Below are 17,903 nucleotides of genomic sequence, written 5' to 3' on the forward strand. Positions count from 1 at the left end.
CGAGGCCCCGCTTATTTTATCGGACAAGATCCGCCTACACATTCCATCGAATTGTCCGTCGTATCGTCGTCTTCTGCGGCAACCTCTCCGCTCATTACCTCCCACGGCTTCGCGGTTAGTTTCGCGGTCATTTCGATATACTGGTCCTCCGTGATTTCCTCGAGCGGCATCTGCGGATACGTATCGGTAGCGTGCGGCAGAAGGGACGTCGACTTGATCACGCCTTTGTAGCGGTCAAGGATGTCGGTAATCTCGTCGATAATCCGGTCCTCGTCGCGTTTATCTACGACCAGCTTCGGTTCGCCGAACTTATTCAGCAGCTTCGTGCCGTCGTGGAAGTATACCGGCCGCGGTGTCGGCTTCTTAAATGATAGCGTCGCGGATACGGCGTTATCGGACCAGTACGTCGCGAGTATCGCCTGCAGCGCCGCCTGCTCTTTGAGCGGTACATCTCCTGCGGACTGGAAATCGGCGTGGTCGGCGGTTGGCGACTTGACCGGGAACTCCACGACGATCGTGTGGTCGTCATATACCGGCTTTCCGTCGCTATCGAATCCTTTTACCGCAGGCTCCATTGAGTATCCGCAGTCTAGCAGCACCGGAACGAGCGGCGCGTTCGACGCCATGCGGATCCGGCGGATGATATATCGCGACCAGTGGAAATGTTGTCCGGGTGATACGCCCATGAGCAGCGAAACAGTCCCGGACGGCTTAACGGTTGTCACCTTAATAGACGGATTCGCGTTCAGTTCTTTCGCGTGACTTTCGTTACTTGCGCGAACAAACCGATAAAGCCTATCGAGTTCCTTCGTTACTCCGTGGTCGAACACCGCTTCGTCCCTGTCAAAACCGGCAATGGCTTTCCGTCCGAATCGCATAAGCACCCAGTCGGTAATACCGGTAATTCCTACGCCGAGCCTGCGGTGTCTGTATACTACGTCGCGGGTGGCGTCCCATTCGTATTGACGGAAAGTAATACGGTAGGCGTATCGCGTAGCCAGGTACGCAGCCTCTTCGTAAAGTGATTCGGTATCAATTCCGGCTTGGATTCGTTCGTGGATCCGCGGCAGGTTGATTTCGAATAGGTTACACGGACTGGCGTTCGGTAGCGTGATTTCTCCGCAGGGGTTAAATCCTTCGACTTCGCCGTCCACGTTCTCGATATAGCCGTCGATGATACGTCCGTAGTGCTTCGACAGTTCCGTATTCGTGTATCCGGGCTCTCCGTTATAGAAGATATTCACGGCTAGATTGCGCAGCTCCTCGCGCTCCGTATCGATGCCGATATCGACGCTGTTGTTCGAAGCCCATCGCCACTGACTCGCAACCTTGTTCTTTTCGAGCGAATAGTTTTTCGATTCGATATAGTCCTGATCGTCTTTGTCTCCGATGAGGATAAGTGCCGTACGACGCACATTCCCGGCCACGACACAGCACCCGATGTTCTGCACAACGTCGCCCCACTCCGTCGGCGAAACGTAGTCGTTTACGCGGTTATTAAGGATATTATTTACCTTCGTAAGCATGTCGACGAGCGGTGCCGGCCCGCTGGCAATTCCGCCGAAGCCCTTAATCTCGGAACCTCGCGGTCGTACATTCGAAATGTCAATCGCAAAATACTCAACGCCGTTATAATGCGCGTCAATAACGTCACCGAGCGCAGCCGCCCATCCCTGTCGCGAATCCTCGACTTTAAGTCGGATATCGTTGAATCCTTCCTCGGAATACACGCCCAGTCTCTCCACTTCGTCGAAATCGTCGTGGTACGGATCGCAGATAAATTCGATATCGAGGTGGTTACTCACTTTCGGCATCTTGTCGACATGCTTGCGCTGCACGTTAATGCCGACGCCTCCGCCTTTCATCGCCTGGTCGAACGTAAACACTGCCGGAAAGCTCGGGCGCAGCTCCCCGCCGTTCTCGTACGCTTGCGGTCGCATCGAAACGGACCAGCAGTTATTTTCCGCGTCGCCCACCTTTTCCGCGTATTTCGTGCCGCTCATCCACAGCCCGCGCCCTGGCGGAAGGATTACGAGGTTGAACGCAAGGTGGTAAAACCGTTCCATTTCCGTGTTCAGTCGGTCGAGCGCTTCGTCCGTTAGCTTGCCGATTTCTTCGAGCCGTTGCGCTTCGATCCGGAAGTTACCCTCGGTAAACCGCTGCACTGTTTCGTCCCACCGTTCGAGGTTTCCGTCGTCCTTTTTGCGGGCATATGTGCGCAGATATACGATATACCCGAGTCCTCCGAATCCCCACTTCGGCTGCTTTCCGCGATACTCGTTTAGAAAATCATCGGTTAGTCTTACGTTACTTACCTTCGTCAAATTACCGTCCCCTTCCGTTAGTTAAATACGATGTAAACCAGCGGCACTACGAGCATGACGCACGCCACGTAAATTTCCGTGTTCTTTTCGCCTTCCTGCGCGTTGGTGGCCGTTGCGTACGTTAGATACGCGAGGAATACGATTGATACGATTTTTAGTAACGTCATTTCCGACCCCTTTCCGCGATTTCCTTCGTATGGTAGGCGATATTTATTACCGCGAAAAGAGCCAGCGCCAAGCATCCGAAGAATCCTGCCGTCGAAACACTTTCGGTCCCCACGCCGATCAGTACGGCGATTATCGCGGCTATAACGTAATCATGTGCGTACATTTACTCCGCCTCCCCTTCCGTACTCTTCCGGTATTCCTTCCGCAGCGCCACGATCTCTGCGCCGAGTGCTTCGTGCTGCTGGCGCATTTCCGTCAGCCTGCGCATTTCTTCGTCAATGTCGCCGCCGAGTTCGACGTATTCCCGCTGCTTGGCGGTAATTAGTCGGGCGACGTTGCCCTCATACCATTCGCGGTGATCGGTCATTTCGTCAGGCATCCTCTGCGTCCATTCGTCGAGTTTTCCGTCCAGCCGAAGCCATGCGGAGCCGTCGAGCTGGCCTCGGTGGAGTTTTCGGAGGATTGCGGCGCGGTACGTTTGGATTGGCGGGCTATTCATCGATATCGCCCATTATTTTCATAGTGATTCGCGTCTCAGCCTCGGCAAAAGATGTTACGAGATTGTCGAAGTAATACTTCTGCTTATCGAACGCGCAACTTCCAACCCACACTATCGCAGTGGCATAATATAAATTTTCGCTCCCCGTGTATTCGTAATTTACCGAATACACGTTTACTTTAACGTCCATCATTCCGCCTCCTCTTTCGGTAATAATCCGTTTTTAATCGCCCACCATAGCGCTATGCCGGCCGCGTCCGATTCGTCGTATGTTCCGCCTTTTCCGCTTGTTGCGAATTCCACGTCGCCCAGGTACGTCTTAACCGCAGCCTCGACTTCTTCCTTCGTCAGCTTTCCGCGTCCACTTATCGCCTTCATCCACTGGCCGGGCGTCGCGGTTTCCGGATGCTCCTCGTAGCCGAGCGCAGCCATTGCCGAATCCATTTCGCGCCAGGCTCCGAATACTTTCCGGGTGATATCGACCGACGGCGAGTTGAATTTCTCGCGAGCGGCCGCATCGAACGGATAGTGTTCGCGGCAGAAGAGAATCGTCCAGCCGTAGATCATGCGGTTACGCGCTTCGTCGCCGAGCTTCGCGTATTTGCCGTTCGTTTTAACGTGGCTTGCCGCGATCAGCTTCGCCTTGCCGGCTTTGACGTCGATTACCGCCATGCCGGGCGAAGCGTAGGACGTGTCGATTCCGAGGATGCGTACGGCTTTATTCGCCATTGCGCAACGCCTCGATTTCCGCCAGTGCGCGAATGTAATTCGCCTTCACGTAATCCGGCAACCTCGACCGCTTAACCTGCGAGACCGTCCGCTCTATTTGCGATAACTCCTCGTCGGTGAGCGATTCGGCACACGCCGTTTTGAATCCGTTGAACGTCCAGTCCTCAATACTCAACGGCGGCGGTGTTCCAGCCTCAACCGCGGAAAGGATGTCGGCAAACCGGTCGTATATTGCGGCTTTGTCCGCTTGACTGAATGTTAGCCCGAACGCTCGAATGTCCGGTGACTTTTCGTACTCACCTTCCGGATACTCCCACGACTTTTTCGAAGCATTGACATACAGGATGACGTAATAATCGACGTTATACATGTCGGAGTAAACCGCGCATTGCTTGACGTGCTTTTCGTTAGGCTCGCTCATCTTATAAAATCCCGTTTGCGCTGCCGTGGTCTGTTTCGATTTTATTTCGAGTCCAACGCGGGTAACTTCACCTGTTTCCGGGTCAATGTACTCGAGTATGCCGTCACATGTTCCATATGCGTAGAAGGTGCGTCCGTTGTGCGTAATCTCCGTATTCTTTTTCGCGAAGTCCTCGAACATCGGCTCCCCGCGCTCCGTACGCTCGAACCTGAACGGACAGCCGGGCATGTTACGCTCCATCGCGAGAATGTCCCGCTGGGTAGTCGTTCCGATCGCTGTCCCGATCGCTTGCCAACGTCCCTGGTACGGAGGTTTCGGAAATGCGTCCTTCTTCGCGCGTTTCGCTTTGAAATAAAGCGACCGTGGACACGCCGTTGCTGCGCTCGGTGAAAAGTACGGACGCTTCGGCCATACGTTCGGGGCGTCTGCGTACCATTTCGCAATCTGTCGGTCGAGGTCGTTGTCCCACGCCTCCGGTAACGAGTACCATTCGTCTAGCTGTTCGATTAATTTGTCCGCGATTTCCTGCGACTTATTGCCGCCCACCGCCTGCCGTAGCCTGCTCGCTGCTGTGTTTCCGATAATAACCGCCTCCTCATATAGTAACTACGCACAAGATTTCGTATTCGCACTTGTAGTACGAAAATTTTTCGGTAAAGTTCGTTTTATGATTGTACTGTTCATTGATTAAGTTTGTGATTTTTTAGTAATTAGTCCAAACCTTCTATGCATAAAATATCCAGAGGTGATGATAATGGTTAAATGCATATGCACGCACGATAACTCGTCAGTTGATTGTAATATCTGTAATGGAACCGGTATAGACGATCGAAAATGGTACTTACTCGTCGGATGGTCGAAAAATAGTTACAGTGGGTACTGGAAGTTCACATCGGATTGGAATGAAGTTTTAAGTCATCAATCTGAAGGTATGGAACTTTATGGGTATGCTTCTGATCTAAAAGGTATAAGTAAATTATCGAACGAATTTTATAAAAGTGGAGGTTGGTTTTACCGCTGATTTTTAGCGGTATTTTTTTTGTTTAGCAAACTCCTTTACTTCGCAGTTTCCTTCAACTATCCGTTCCCGGCATTTTAACAGGCACCGCTTGACGACTATTCTCGAATTAACCGACCAATCACCGCTTCTTTCGGCATGAATCCGGTATGGCGCCACGTTTCCCTACCGTCCTTTTCGATAATCAACGTCGGCACGCTCATCACTCCGAGCGTCGTTACGCGGTCGGGATCGTCCTCCACTGTGAGTTTTTCGTAAATTATGCCAGGCACGTCGTCCTCGATGCCGGCTAGTTGCGCATCGAGCACTCGGCAGGGTACGCAAGTTTGCGATGAGACTTTCGTTAGTTTTACGGACATTAGGCGTCCTCCTTTACTGCGCAAACTTTCGTCCATACATAAAGGCTCGATTCCGCTTTGATACGGTGTGCGAAATCCACCGCATCGACTCTCGTAGAGAACACTTTCGGCTCGTTCGAATATGCGTCCGACCACATTCCCACGGATTCCATGCCCGCAAATACTTCGATTGTATACGCCATATTAAATCGCTCCCTTTTCGTTTTGTTTAAACCATTCGTCGACCGTCATTCCGTGCCCCCATCTGCGCGCAACCTCGATATCGGTTCCGTTCGGCACATCGCCAAACCGGTACGATTCCGTCATTACGCGTTCAATGTCCGCAATATCTGCGCGGGTAAAGTCTGCCGGCGCCTCCCACAGAATTTCGTCGTGGACGGTGCCCCACAGATGCCAGCCGTTACCTTTTTCGTGACACATACGGTCGGCTTCGATCATCGTTACCTTCGTCTGTATTGACGACGTGCCTTGTACGCGGGCGTTCGTCGCCTGACGTAGTGCCCGGTTGATTCGCGAGTTATTGAGCCGCTGCGGTTCGAATTTCGGGTCGTTATATTTTCCGTACGGAATAAATTCGCGTTTAAGCTGCGCGTCCTTCAGCCGGCGCTTGCGGTATTTCTTATCGGCCCATACGAAGCCGTTTTTCTGCACGAACGTCTTATTCGACTCGAGCCACGCGTTCAGTTTCGGCATGCTTCCGAATACCTCGTCCTTAAAGGCGGTCGCATCCTTTTTCGCGATACCGAGCATGTCGCCGAGCGCAAAGTCGGACATTCCGTACAGGGTCGCAAGCCAGACGACTTTCATCTGCTTTCGTTCCTTCGTATCGGACCCGTCCGGCAGCTTGTTTACTTCCTCGTACGGCCGCTTGTAGAATTGCGACGCCATCATCGCGTAGGGATCTCGGCCGGTATTGAACGCGTCAATCAGCACGGGCTCGCCGGAAAGGTACGCCGTACACCGGATTTCCTGCGCCTTAAAGTCCGCGCCGATCAGCACTTTGTCCGGCGGAGGCACGAACATCGGACGCACGTCTTCGGGCTGATTCTGCACGTTAAATCCGCTGCCCGTCTTGTCCTCTTCGTCCTTACCGGAACTGAATCTGCCTGTTACCGTTCCCATCGGATTGAACCGCGAGTGCCAGCGTTTCGTCGTCCGATTCTGCTTTTTCGGCAGGGCTTCGATATACGTGCCGGACAGTTTCGTCACGCGCTTATATTCGAGCAGCCTGTCGATAATTTCGTGCTGTTTGCGCAAAGGTTTAAGCGTGCGATTGGCGTCCAGGTTCGGCAGTTCCTTTCCGATAGCTTTCGATAATGCCGGGCGCATCTGATGCGGAGAATTTACGTTGATCGGTTCGTCTCCTTCGTGATACTTCGCTAGTTTATCGACGAGGTATTCGTGTAGTTCCGCAGCCTCTTTCCGCAGGCGTTCGCCGTATTCCTTCGCGAAATCCAAGTCGAGAATATATCCGTTAGATTCGAGGTCCGCAATTACGTCGAGCAGCGGAACCTCTACCGTCGTGTAATATTCGTACATTTCCGGAAACTTGCGAAGGTGACGTTCCTGGAACCGGTATAGCTCCCACGTTAGCTGCGTATCCTTCGCGGCATATACGAGCGCCACGTCGAGAGGTACTTCCGCAAACTGTGCGTTCTTGCCGAACAATTCGTCGTAGGTGTCCGACTCGACTCCGAGGTATTTCGGCGCTAAGTCCTTCAGCTTATACGACGGCTCGTTTTCGTTCAGCAGGTGCATCGCGGTCATTGCGTCCCATGCGATTCCGCGAAACTCTACGCCATGACTGCGGAGAATGTTCCGGTCGAATATCGCGTTAAACAGTACCTTGCCGATCATTGCGTCCTCTAATGCCGGCCGAAGCGCGTCCAGTACCGCCGCCCTGTTCATTGCGTGGTCATCCTTCGTAGGTTCCACCGGAATATATACGTGCCTGTCGGAGTCCGGCAGCGTGACGGATATCCCGACAATATCGTCGGAATACACGTCCACCCCAGTCGTCTCCGTATCGATTGCGATAATTTCTTCGTTCTGCAGTTCCGCCACGAACCGCGATAATGCGTCATCTGTCGTAATGAGTTCGTAATTCTCCGGTGTATCCTCGACCATTTTGCGCAGTCGGTCCGCCTTGTTCCGTTCCTGCAGCACGGCATACAAGCGGATCGCCTCCGCCTTGCTGAACCGTTTCGGCGTACCTTTTTTCGTGTGCGTGTCCGAGGGGCTCCTACCTATCGAGCCCTCCGACATCGCACGCTTGACTTCCGCCAACTTGCCACGGTCGGCGTCCGTTAATTTACTAGCGAATATCCGCGCCCACGCCTCGTCCATCGATTCCTTAGCCGCTGATTTACGGGCGCTCGCCTGCTTGACCGCTTGCCGACGGTCGGCGCTGGCGACGAGGTCACCGCGTAAGTTCGTTAAGTTTAGTTGCGCCATGTGCCGTCACCCCGCTATCGTTTCGGTGTCCTTCGTATACGCCTCGCGGTTCATTGCGATAGGTAGCTCGACCCACCGTTTGGTTGCGCGGGCTTCCGTACTCCAGTATTCGCGGCATTCCCTATTCTCGAACATGAACGCGCGCGGGGCTTCGCCTTCCCGAATCAGAACTCCGATAAATAAATCCACTTCGGACTTTGCGTACCCCTTTCCGTTGCTATTCTTCGCGCAGACGACGAGTTCGCCACCGCGGTCCGTCCGTTCGCGAATCGTCTTCACCTGCACACGATAGGACTCGCCGTTCAGCGGATCCACCGCCTCCAGGTCGTGCGCCTCCGCCATGCTCGGCCGGGACACGCGATACCCGTTGGCGATGAGCGTCATTTCTGCAACTAGCTCCGAATACTTTCCGACTACCTCCGTAATATGTGCGATAATAACCGCCTCCCCTTCCGCGCTTTACTGCGCCAATTCGATTGATTCTACGTCTTGTAATCGCGTAATCGTGCCGTCTTTGTGGCGGACTGTGATGCTCTTTACTTCGTCCTGTTCCGCGCTCTCCTCCGCTACCTTCCCGTAGATATCGAATTCCTCGCGACTGATTCCAACATTTCCTTCGTCCTTGTCATCTAGGAAATGAACGTCCCCGTCGGAATCAACATCCTCCACCTCGTACGGGATACCCTCCGTAATATCGGCGTCAGCCGTCTCCGTAAACACTACGACGTCGCCCGGCTTGGCTTTGCGGTGAACTCTCCGATATTCGGTACCGTCGTGTTCGATCGTTTCGGTCGACTCGGACGTTTGCTTCGGCTCCTCGTGCTCGACGATTTCGTAGGGAAAAAACTTAGCGACATGTTCTGCATCAAGATAATCGCCTACGTCATCGCAATATTTGCCGTCCCAAATGATTTTATATCGCTTGCCTACCCTTGTATCCATCGGCTTATCGTCCTTATCGGTAAATATGATGTAACGACCGGGTTTTGGCGCTAGCTTTTCGGTGACTTGTCGGTAATAGTCGAGGTGACGTGCGTACCAATGAAGATGATGAGCGGCACATAGAACCGGATCTCCTGCCGCATCAATGGCGAGAACCTCGGACCATTGACCTTGAAAAAATGAATTGTTTTCGTTAAACACCGCAATGTCGCCTTTCTTCGGATTTCCCGCCTTTTCGTAAACTTTTCCGTCATACTGCACGCGCTCAACAGTGCCGCCCTTTGCGTCGATTACCTTAACTCCGTTTAATTTCGCGATAAGTCATCGCCTCCGTTTTCGTTTATTTTTCGTGGCTAATCCGAAGGGTTACGGTGTCCGCCACCGACTTAGAAATCGTCTTCGGGCGGTGCATCGGCGTCGCTCGGGATTGGCGTGGCTTCGTCCTGTGGTTGCGCGGACTCTACCGCAGGCAGTACGGACTTGTCTACGTGGTCGTCGTGCGCTTCGTGTAGAATCGCAATGATATCGGACTCCTCGCGGAAGTTAGCGAGTTCTTCGTAATCGATTTCGGATTGATCGACTTTCGCTGCGTCGTCTTTCACCTTCGCCGCCTTGTCGTCTTCCATGTCGGACGACTCGATTGTGTACGATTTACCGTCCGCAGATTTGCGTATAACAACTACGTCGCCAATCATCGTATAAGATTTATCGAACTTTCGCGCAGCTTTTTCCGTTTTATCCATGTCGTTAATGAGGTTGCTAACGTGGAACTCTTTAAAATCGAGCACTCTCCACTCGTTGTATTCCGGGTCAAACACCGGCACCATGAAATATAGTCCGCGCTTGGCTTTCGCTTTGTCCGAAATACAAACGTTCGGGTTCGGCTTTTCGAACTTCGCGAACATTTCCTCGGCTTCCTCGATTGTTTCAGGCGCCTTTCGCGGTGAATTCAAGCAAGTGTGCTTCTTAATATACGTTTGTCTTGTCGCAAAATCTCCCGCCTCGTGTACGTAATAGAAGTACCATAAATCCGGGTCGCGCAAGATAACAAACGGCTTGCCTTCTCCTTTAAGTTCGGTGCTTAATCGTACATATCTCGTTACGCCTTCCGGTAGTCCTCCGTTGATTCCTCCGTTTGCTGCCTTCTCGCGTCGTTCCTCACGTTTCTTAAGTTGATCGCGTAGTCCCATTAATTAACCGCTCCCTTTCGAATATAGTCGGACGTTCTCCGCTGTGTAACGTTGCGCACCGTTACATGCGCTAGTCGCCCGCGAAACGATACCACCCGCCAGCTTCGTCCCGGAACAGTGGGGCGAGTGACACCGCTTCGCCGACGACTAGAGCCGGCGTGTTATTCCGCGATTGCCAGTTTATCCGCGAAACAACTATCGTAATATTCCCTGTATTCCTCGACGCTCATATCGTTTAGCTTCGCGATATACGCTACCATTGCGTCGAATTTCGATTGTTCGAGTTTGAACCGTTCCTTATTCGCCTCAAACCATTCGAACACGTTGCGGTTGCCTTTCGAAATGTTCAAGTCGGCACGCAGCGGAATCATATTGCCGTGGATGGTTCCGCCGTGTCCGCTTGCTAACGGAATCACGTGGTCGTAATGGGTTTCGCAATCTTCGCCAGTTAGCGCACACCCGCCAAAGTGTGAGCGTATTTCTTCCGCTTGCGTGTCCGTGAACGTGTCGGGGAGGTTATGTTTGCGGGCTCGACGTCGTTGGTCGACTAGGCGCTTTATTTCGCGACCGCGTTCGGTTTGAAAGTATTTCTTAGGATATTCCGATATACGTTCTCGGTTAGCTTGGTAGTATTCCGCAAAATATTCGCGGTTAGCTTCGTAGTATTCCGCATTCCTTTCCGCTATACGTACGCGGTTAGCTTCGTAGTATTCCGCATTCCTTTCCGCTATACGTACGCGGTTAGCTTCGTAGTATTTCCTCGCCGTTTCCGCTATGCACTTTTTACATTTAGAGCGTTTACCGCCAAGCCCGTTTTTTTGTATCGTAAACTCTTGCAAACCCCTAACCTCGCCACACTTCCGGCACTCTTTCGCGATAATCTCCTCCGCCTCATTAACGAAGTACCTTGTCCCCTTCCGGTTCTTCCGCTCAAACATGCGCAGCTACCTCGGCAAGTTTCCGCCCGGCTGCCGTCTGCTTCCGTTCGATACTTTCGTATGTTTCGCGTAACCTCGTCAATTTAACGTCAATCGCCGCTCGGACTTTCGGACTCCTCGCACGGGCGCGGTTAAGTTGCAGGCGGGCGATCTCGAGATTAACCTCCGCAAGCTCCGTTTCGATCGACCGGATTTCCTTTCGGTATTGCCGAGTGAGCGCGCTTGCCTTACGTTGGATGGCCGCGCGAATCTCTTTCGGAAATGATTCGGCGTCAAGCGGACCTTCCATTTTATACGCGGTCACAATACGAGTGCCGTCGACTACTAGCCGTGTGCGACTGCGGTGATGATCGTAGATTTTCGTCATAACCCCGCGGGCGTTCGGTTGTTCTCCCTGGTAGACCGCCGTCTGCATTAATGTTACGAGATGGTTCCGGGCATGTGAGCGAGTCTGACCGAGGCGCTCGACTGCGCGTTCAATCGCGTGTGACGTTACGTGGTACTCTTTCATCCGAGGCGCACCCCTTTCGGCGCAAACTTTACATAGTCCGCCGGGTCTTCGTATTCTTCGAGTGCACCTTCGTATAGGTATATCGGACAATCTATTTCGGTGTCGCGTGTATATTCGGTACTAGTTTCGGGTAGGTTATTAGTACGAGTCACTTTAATCCGCTCCTTTGCGTTTACTTAAATCCCGTGTTATAATATCGGGCGTGGGTATTATTACGGTAAGACCACGCTATATTACAAGTACGTAAAAATTTCGTTACATTTGCCGTCAACAACTCATCCGTATGTTACGATAGGGGGAAAGACCTACGCGGTACTGTGCCTATTTACCGCGCGTCTTTCGCATAGTTAAGCGCTAAGATAGTCGTGAATGTCGCCAAATTCGTTTGGATCGTAATTTTTCGCTAGCTTTCTTAGCCGTCTTAAGACTTGTTCGTGGTGCATTCCTAGCGCTTTGCCGAGCGCCGTGATGGAATTGTATTTCGGAAACGCTTCGACGATTGCCGTCGTCTTTGCGTCAGAGACCTTGTCCGGGTCGATTAGATGGGAGATCAGTTGCCGCTGGTCTCCTTTCGTCTGCGATTCAAAAAATTGTTGTTCGAGCGTGTATTCGTCTGCAATCTCGATTGGTAACTCTTCGCTGTCCTCCGTCTTGTGATCGACGATTAACGGTTGCGACTCGCAATACCGTTTGCATTTTCGATAAATCGTGGCCTTCGTGTTCTTAATGCTTCGCGCCAGCAGGTTAGCGAACGGTCGCTGTCCGTCGTACTTCGTTAGTACGCTTAGGAGCGTGTCCTCGAATGCTGCTTGTACCTCTTCTGGACTGGACCATAGCTTTCTCGCATGATACCGATATCCTCTCGACCACTCTGACGAGAGGATATCGTAAATTTCGTTAAATACATCCTCGTCTTTTGTTATTGAGTACATTACTGCGAGATTATTTAATTTTAATTCGTTTAACATTTTATCTCCTCCTATTTGCTTCTCACTTATTAACTACTAGGCTCGGACAACTTTCGCACAAGATTTAAAAAATTTATTTAAAAAAATCTCATTTTATTTTCCACCTCCTTAATAATGTAAATTTGTAGTATAATATTGATAGGTAAAATTTTCTGGGGGTCTATAAACCAATGGACGATAAAACTTGTATCGACTTTTCTCCGCTGTACCGTACCATGTACGAAAAGGGAGTCACCCGCACCGACCTACGCGAATACTTCAGTAAGTCAACCGTTGCGAAGTTTAAGAACAACCAGGACGTAATGCTTTCGACTGTCGTGCGATTATGTAGGGAGCTCGAAGTCCCGATCGAAAAGGTTGTCCGAATTGAATATCGCGACTGACCCGGAAGTTTCTCGTTTTGCGTTTTTCGCATTTCGGGAAACTTTTTCGTTAAATGACGAATGACGCTACCCGCGAAGGGCAACGTCATTGTCTTCCGTACTCTCTATTAAATTAGGAAATCGATGGCTCTTGGTTCAATCGGATCTCTGCGGCCTGCGAAAAACTCAACAGACCTCGGTTCGATAGGGTCGCGACGTCCCGCAAAATGCTTCGGGTCAACTGGATCGCGTCTCCCTGCGGTTTCCACTCCTTCCGGCTGCTCAATGAATTTCGGATCAATCGGATCTCTCCTGCCTACCTCTTCGTTGCTGACTGCGAACATGATATCACCTGCGATTAGAACTGCGATTAGTGTAATTACTGTCATTAGTTTTTTCATTAACCTTTCTCCTCCTATTTATGCGCGGAGGAAGAAGTCTGGCACGCCTCTTTCTAATAGCATGCGGTACGGAATCTGCGCAAAGAAGTTGTCTCCGCTTGCTCGGAATTTCCGCATTGACTCGACCAACCTCTCGACGTTGTTTTCCGCCATACCGAGGTATAGGTGTGTGTATGCTGTCTCGCCCGATGCAGCTTCGATTGCTTCGACTCTCTTTTTGCCTTCTTCAATATCGCCGCTTACGATTAACGCGTGCGCCTCTTCCTCCGACGACATTTCCGATTTATATTTTTTTCTGTGAAGATTATACGCGAATGATTCGGTCGTCCGGTTTATTTCGGTTACATCGTCCGTATGCCCGCCTTTACGGTAGGCGTCTTTTGCTCGATTAAGATATAGAGTAAACTTGTCGAAGTCATCGATAATGTAAGATAGGCCGATCGTCTCCGTAAGTGAACCGCGGTAAACGTACGGAAGTTCCAGCGTCAACCCTTCCTCGGCCACTTTGCGGGCACCTTCCGGGTTGTTATTTGCGAACAGTTCCGCGTTTGCGTTGTGAATCGCGACACGGGCTTTGTAGCAATTGCGGATAAAGTCGTCCTCGATTGCGTTTACCTTCTCGTCCAGTTCGGCCGAATACAAGAACATCACGCCGTATTGCTTCTTCTTATAAAGACAACCGACTTCCAGAATCAGAAGGAGTACGCGGAGAACATCCGACTTGGTGAATGTGTCCTTAATTACTTTTACAAGCTCCGTGTAATCTACGAGTCTGCTTCGGCGAAGAACTACCCGATAAACGCTGCACCATTCCGCTAGTTTCTTATCGCCTTCGTGCTTTTCGATTAGTTCGCGTAACACGTCGAAGTGGCCGTTGAATGCGCAATACTCGAAGGAGCGCGTTACGGACTTTAGCTTTTCAGTCGCGAGGCAGTAAAGACGCATGATTAACTTTTCATCGCGCGGACAAACGTACCGTACAATTTTAAGTACCGTCTGAATATCCGTATTAGCATCTCCGCGTAGAAACTTCGAAATAACCGACTTGCTGATCCCGAGCTCCTTCTGTAGGTCCGACTGCTTAATGCCCCTCTGTTCCATCTTTTCAATAACAAATTCCGCGACTTTTTGCAATATGTCCCCCGCCCTTCTAGTATTCTACCGTTTATATCCAACTTTTCCACCTTTATTTTTGACAGGTAGTAAAATAACCCGGTTTTCTTTTATAATGTAGAAGTCTGTGGCTAAAGGAGGATTTTCCGATGCGATATGACCGCGGAAAATGCCTGCTGAAACTCGTGCTGCGCCGAAAGGGCATGTCCCAGGCGGAACTTTCGCGCCGGACCGGTATCAATTACAGCCAGCTTAACGGCTATGCTAACGACCGGAACGAGATGAAAGTTTCCGAAGCGAAGTCGATCATGTCCGAACTGGACTGCGACCTCGACGACTTGTACGAGTTTCCACCGAAGTAGGCGCAAGGCCGGCGGCTAGCACGCCCCTTGCCGTTAAACCTACGTACTTCTACGTATATTTGCTGCGTTGTTTCCCCCGTTGTTTTTCCTCTGATACCATCATATTACATTATGTTCGCGATAGCAACCCCTATTCCGAAATTTTTCGGAATATTTTCAAAAAGTCTCCGACATCCCTCCGCACCGCGCGTCCGCAACACGTCGTTCACGTCTTTGTATTCGGAAAATTGCGTCCAATCCACCGAAACGACTTCGATATATCCCGAGTAATCTCCGAAAGCTGCCATCACCTTACGCGTAAACTCAGCGCCCGCCCTATCGTTATCTCCCGCAATAATCAACCGTGCCACCGGCGACTTTGCGATGAGCTCCGCCTGCTTGCGGCTGATGCTCGCCCCACCCGTTGCCAGTCCCGCGTACCCTGCCGTCATGCACGATAACGCGTCGATGGGTGCCTCGGTTAGTACCGCTGTATTACGACGGTATTTATACACTACGTTGAGTCCGTAAACTAACTCACGCAAGGGGACGCCACCTTTTTCGTACCAAAACGCTTTGCCTTCTGTTTTGCGGTAAAGAACGGTTGCCAGCCGTCCGTCCGCATGATACCACGGCAACACAATCGCCTGCCTATCGCGATCGTATACAACGCGCATGATACGTTGTACCTTTTCTGAGATGCCCCGCCGTTCGAGATACGGATGTCGATACGCGTACTGCTCGAGCATCGCCGGGTCAAGCGGTGGGCGCTTCGGTTTGTCCGTTAGCCCGCTTAGGTCAATCGTAACTGACTCGTCGTAGCCGTAATCGTCCTGGTCGACACCGCCGTATTGCTCGACGAGGTATTCCGCGGTCGACTCCTCGTCCTCATTGCGTAAAAATGCGAGCAGCTTAACGAAGCCACCTTTCGAAAACTCGTCATCCACTCCGCCCGAGTCGCCCCAACTGCCCGCCGGCGCTGTTTCGGTGTCCTCGAGGTATACATAAAACGACGGCCGGGTATCATATCGAAACGGGGATTCCGCTATCAACTTCGTATTACTCCATGTCGCGCGGTGTCCCCAATCGTACTGCTCGAGTTCGCCTCGAATGTCGACGCCCACCCGAAGATTATGTCGGTTGTCGAAAAGATTTACATACGGCAATTATACTTCACCTCCTTTCATATTTTTACATAATTTTTTATATCTTGCTTAAAACGATTCATTAGACCTAATTTACTGTGTCGTTAGAAGTAGAATTATAGATTATTTCTTCGACCTAACTTTTATTATAGATGAATTTTGAGATAACATAGTATGGCAGGCTTGGATTCCTGTGGATACCGTGGATAACTGGCGTTTTTCTGTGGGTAAACCTAAAAATCAAACTGTGCCATCGCCTTTTCGCCGGTATCCATTTCCTTTAAAATCCCGTAATCTAATATCGATATTAACTCGATTTCTAAATCCTCGCCTCCATTCCGACCCTTTTCTATATTAATAACCGCCTGACCTCCGACCTCATCCGGAGCCTTCACGGAATCGAACGATAGGAGCACGGTCGCAATATCGAGGAGCCTTTTCGACGTCTTCACTTGGTCGCGAGTAGGCGGATTTAGTTCCCGATCGCCCTCCTCGTCCTTCGACTTCTTTTCGACAGTAGCCTGCACGGTGTACATTCCGACGACGTTATGATCTCCGATAATCTGCTCGAACCTGGTCGCAGCTTGTTCCGCAGCACCGCCGGAAGTCTTGTTCGCGTTCTTTCCGTATACGTCGGTCAGTCCATAGAATGGGTCGAGCACTACGACGTCAATGCCCCCGCCTTCCAACTCGCGTTCTAACCCATCGAGAGTTCTCGTTAAATCCTTACCGCCTTTAGCCTGGAGGAACACGTTTCCTTCGTAATAATTGTCGAGATTATCGAGTATTCCTTCGAAATTTTCTCGGATGTGGCTTTCCATCTTCCCGGAGAGAATAGCGCGAACAGGAATTCCGAAGCGACCTTCGAATTCTGTTCGTTGTTCTTCCGACACTTCCGAAAAATTGAATAGCCCTTCCCTCGCCGATATGATCGAGATTAGCCGCGCAATCCAGTCGTACTCTTTAACCTCGTATGACTTAATCGCCACGTTTGCGCCTTGACGTAAAAGCTCGTCGATAAACATTTCGAGCAGGTACGTTTTACCCCGACCCGACTCCGCCATAATTCCGTAGATATCTCCACTGTAGAGTCCGCCGATAATCTCGTTGAATGTCGGGAAGGGCGTTTTCCACACGGTAAATGATTTTCCATCACGCCGTTTATCAAATTCGTTTCGTACGGATTCTTTTATTTCGGCGAACGTTTTGCCTGGATTGTTACGAACGCTTGTTCTCATTGTAATATCATCAGCCAAATTCCGCAAGTATTTTCCAATTTCTTCGGGATCATTTCGCGAAAATACCTCGGCAAACTCGCTTGGCTTCTGCTTCGCGATCTGTTCGGGGGTGCCGGAGAACTTACGCTTATATTCGTTAATGGCGTAGTTTTGCTTAAGTTTTTTTGCGAGATATTCGTATCGATCCGTGATGTCGTCGAGGTACATAAAGTCCGGCACCGCGTCGGTCACTGCCGCGTAACTTGGCGTTTGTTGCCCGTTTTCATCCGCGTAGTCGATGATAAAACGATAGGCTTCGCGTTCCGTTTGAGTGGCGAAGTGCTGCTCGTCGATTCCGTATTGCTTGAGTGCGCGGATATTGTTATCGTCTACTACTCGTGATAAGAGCATCTCGCCATATGCGCTATTTCCGTTAGTTATCGTAATCACCTCCGTTGTTTTCGTTGTTTGGTCGAGCTATTCATTATTCCTCATATATGTTTCCGATAATCTCAATTGAATAATCAATCAATCTATAAGAAGTGATTGTTGGATTTTCAATGGCGAACGAAGCGTTTTTAAAAACAACTATGCCTGTTCTTTTCACATGTGAGTCATTAACGTATCTAACAATATCACCCTCATAAATATCTTTCTCGTTTATATCCTTTAAGCCTGTGTATTGCATCAATGTACCATGAAGGCTTTTCATGTTGTAATACATTTTCTTTCCTACTTCGTCCCATCCCCTAAATTTAATTTCTCTCATTTTTAATCACTCCTTATGTCACGGTATTTACGTA

Annotated in this window: 22 protein-coding genes; 3 read left to right on the top strand and 19 right to left on the bottom strand. The window is 50.7% G+C overall.

From position 1 onward, the window contains the following. Positions 1 to 11: 11 nt before the first annotated feature. From nrdJ to CDZ94_RS09680, 5 genes are all read right to left on the bottom strand, one after another. The gene (gene nrdJ / locus CDZ94_RS09660) at positions 12 to 2,324 is read right to left on the bottom strand and encodes a ribonucleoside-triphosphate reductase, adenosylcobalamin-dependent (RefSeq protein WP_096436535.1); all 2,313 of its coding nucleotides are present in this window, start codon (positions 2,322 to 2,324) and stop codon (positions 12 to 14) included. A gap of 331 nt (positions 2,325 to 2,655) precedes the next feature. Continuing rightward, on the bottom strand, positions 2,656 to 2,859 hold the full coding sequence (locus CDZ94_RS21330) for a hypothetical protein (RefSeq protein ID WP_157911738.1): 204 nt from the start codon (positions 2,857 to 2,859) through the stop codon (positions 2,656 to 2,658). Between the two features lie 124 nt (positions 2,860 to 2,983). After that, positions 2,984 to 3,181: a hypothetical protein gene (locus tag CDZ94_RS09670; protein ID WP_096436539.1), complete on the bottom strand. Its 198-nt coding sequence runs from the start codon at positions 3,179 to 3,181 to the stop codon at positions 2,984 to 2,986. Then, positions 3,181 to 3,720, bottom strand: a complete 540-nt coding sequence (locus CDZ94_RS09675; protein WP_096436541.1) for a RuvC family protein — start codon at positions 3,718 to 3,720, stop codon at positions 3,181 to 3,183. Before CDZ94_RS09675 ends, CDZ94_RS09670 begins: the two co-directional genes overlap by 1 nt. Further along, positions 3,710 to 4,687, bottom strand: coding sequence for a hypothetical protein (locus CDZ94_RS09680; RefSeq protein WP_096436543.1), 978 nt, complete (start codon positions 4,685 to 4,687; stop codon positions 3,710 to 3,712). Before CDZ94_RS09680 ends, CDZ94_RS09675 begins: the two co-directional genes overlap by 11 nt. A gap of 208 nt (positions 4,688 to 4,895) precedes the next feature. Here CDZ94_RS09680 and CDZ94_RS09685 point away from each other — a divergent pair, with 208 nt between their 5' ends. Beyond that, positions 4,896 to 5,162 carry a hypothetical protein gene (locus CDZ94_RS09685; protein ID WP_096436545.1) on the top strand — a complete coding sequence of 89 codons (267 nt, stop codon included), beginning with the start codon at positions 4,896 to 4,898 and terminating at the stop codon, positions 5,160 to 5,162. Between the two features lie 95 nt (positions 5,163 to 5,257). Here CDZ94_RS09685 and CDZ94_RS09690 read toward each other — a convergent pair whose 3' ends face one another. From CDZ94_RS09690 to CDZ94_RS09730, 9 genes are all read right to left on the bottom strand, one after another. Next, positions 5,258 to 5,518: a thioredoxin family protein gene (locus tag CDZ94_RS09690; protein WP_096436547.1), complete on the bottom strand. Its 261-nt coding sequence runs from the start codon at positions 5,516 to 5,518 to the stop codon at positions 5,258 to 5,260. Positions 5,519 to 5,701: 183 nt separating this feature from the next. Next, complete coding sequence (locus tag CDZ94_RS09700) at positions 5,702 to 7,972, bottom strand: DNA polymerase (RefSeq protein WP_096436551.1); 2,271 nt, start codon at positions 7,970 to 7,972, stop codon at positions 5,702 to 5,704. A gap of 6 nt (positions 7,973 to 7,978) precedes the next feature. Next, complete coding sequence (locus tag CDZ94_RS09705; RefSeq protein ID WP_198546707.1) at positions 7,979 to 8,356, bottom strand: PDDEXK-like family protein; 378 nt, start codon at positions 8,354 to 8,356, stop codon at positions 7,979 to 7,981. Positions 8,357 to 8,431: 75 nt separating this feature from the next. Further along, positions 8,432 to 9,175: a hypothetical protein gene (locus CDZ94_RS09710; protein ID WP_096436555.1), complete on the bottom strand. Its 744-nt coding sequence runs from the start codon at positions 9,173 to 9,175 to the stop codon at positions 8,432 to 8,434. 125 nt (positions 9,176 to 9,300) lie between these two features. Then, positions 9,301 to 10,104 carry a single-stranded DNA-binding protein gene (locus CDZ94_RS09715; protein ID WP_096436557.1) on the bottom strand — a complete coding sequence of 268 codons (804 nt, stop codon included), beginning with the start codon at positions 10,102 to 10,104 and terminating at the stop codon, positions 9,301 to 9,303. A gap of 161 nt (positions 10,105 to 10,265) precedes the next feature. Continuing rightward, positions 10,266 to 10,943 (bottom strand): hypothetical protein, encoded by a 678-nt coding sequence (locus CDZ94_RS09720; RefSeq protein WP_157911739.1) that lies wholly within the window; start codon positions 10,941 to 10,943, stop codon positions 10,266 to 10,268. 91 nt (positions 10,944 to 11,034) lie between these two features. Then, a complete protein-coding gene (locus CDZ94_RS09725; RefSeq protein ID WP_096436561.1) occupies positions 11,035 to 11,553 on the bottom strand; it encodes a hypothetical protein in 519 nt (172 codons plus the stop codon). Beyond that, complete coding sequence (locus CDZ94_RS21335) at positions 11,550 to 11,705, bottom strand: hypothetical protein (protein ID WP_157911740.1); 156 nt, start codon at positions 11,703 to 11,705, stop codon at positions 11,550 to 11,552. Before CDZ94_RS21335 ends, CDZ94_RS09725 begins: the two co-directional genes overlap by 4 nt. A gap of 195 nt (positions 11,706 to 11,900) precedes the next feature. Beyond that, positions 11,901 to 12,521 carry a hypothetical protein gene (locus tag CDZ94_RS09730; protein ID WP_096436563.1) on the bottom strand — a complete coding sequence of 207 codons (621 nt, stop codon included), beginning with the start codon at positions 12,519 to 12,521 and terminating at the stop codon, positions 11,901 to 11,903. Positions 12,522 to 12,736: 215 nt separating this feature from the next. On the opposite strand from CDZ94_RS09730, the gene CDZ94_RS21970 reads away from it, so the two are divergent. Beyond that, complete coding sequence (locus CDZ94_RS21970) at positions 12,737 to 12,904, top strand: helix-turn-helix domain-containing protein (protein ID WP_425352563.1); 168 nt, start codon at positions 12,737 to 12,739, stop codon at positions 12,902 to 12,904. A 107-nt stretch (positions 12,905 to 13,011) separates the two neighbouring features. On the opposite strand, the gene CDZ94_RS09740 is transcribed toward CDZ94_RS21970, so the two are convergent. Both CDZ94_RS09740 and CDZ94_RS09745 read right to left on the bottom strand, forming a co-directional pair. Continuing rightward, positions 13,012 to 13,284, bottom strand: coding sequence for a hypothetical protein (locus CDZ94_RS09740; RefSeq protein ID WP_096436567.1), 273 nt, complete (start codon positions 13,282 to 13,284; stop codon positions 13,012 to 13,014). A gap of 18 nt (positions 13,285 to 13,302) precedes the next feature. Next, positions 13,303 to 14,418 (bottom strand): AimR family lysis-lysogeny pheromone receptor, encoded by a 1,116-nt coding sequence (locus tag CDZ94_RS09745; RefSeq protein ID WP_096436569.1) that lies wholly within the window; start codon positions 14,416 to 14,418, stop codon positions 13,303 to 13,305. Positions 14,419 to 14,546: 128 nt separating this feature from the next. On the opposite strand from CDZ94_RS09745, the gene CDZ94_RS09750 reads away from it, so the two are divergent. After that, positions 14,547 to 14,759, top strand: a complete 213-nt coding sequence (locus CDZ94_RS09750; protein ID WP_096436571.1) for a helix-turn-helix domain-containing protein — start codon at positions 14,547 to 14,549, stop codon at positions 14,757 to 14,759. A 104-nt stretch (positions 14,760 to 14,863) separates the two neighbouring features. Here CDZ94_RS09750 and CDZ94_RS09755 read toward each other — a convergent pair whose 3' ends face one another. The 3 genes from CDZ94_RS09755 to CDZ94_RS09765 all read right to left on the bottom strand — a co-directional run bounded on the left by CDZ94_RS09755 (position 14,864) and on the right by CDZ94_RS09765 (position 17,869). Next, complete coding sequence (locus CDZ94_RS09755; protein ID WP_096436573.1) at positions 14,864 to 15,904, bottom strand: toprim domain-containing protein; 1,041 nt, start codon at positions 15,902 to 15,904, stop codon at positions 14,864 to 14,866. Between the two features lie 212 nt (positions 15,905 to 16,116). Then, positions 16,117 to 17,550 carry a DNA helicase gene (locus CDZ94_RS09760; RefSeq protein ID WP_245415725.1) on the bottom strand — a complete coding sequence of 478 codons (1,434 nt, stop codon included), beginning with the start codon at positions 17,548 to 17,550 and terminating at the stop codon, positions 16,117 to 16,119. Positions 17,551 to 17,584: 34 nt separating this feature from the next. Further along, positions 17,585 to 17,869: a YopX family protein gene (locus CDZ94_RS09765; RefSeq protein WP_096436577.1), complete on the bottom strand. Its 285-nt coding sequence runs from the start codon at positions 17,867 to 17,869 to the stop codon at positions 17,585 to 17,587. Between the last annotated feature and the right edge of the window lie 34 nt (positions 17,870 to 17,903).

Source organism: Alteribacter populi (genome assembly GCF_002352765.1).
Lineage (GTDB): Bacteria > Bacillota > Bacilli > Bacillales > Salisediminibacteriaceae > Alteribacter > Alteribacter populi.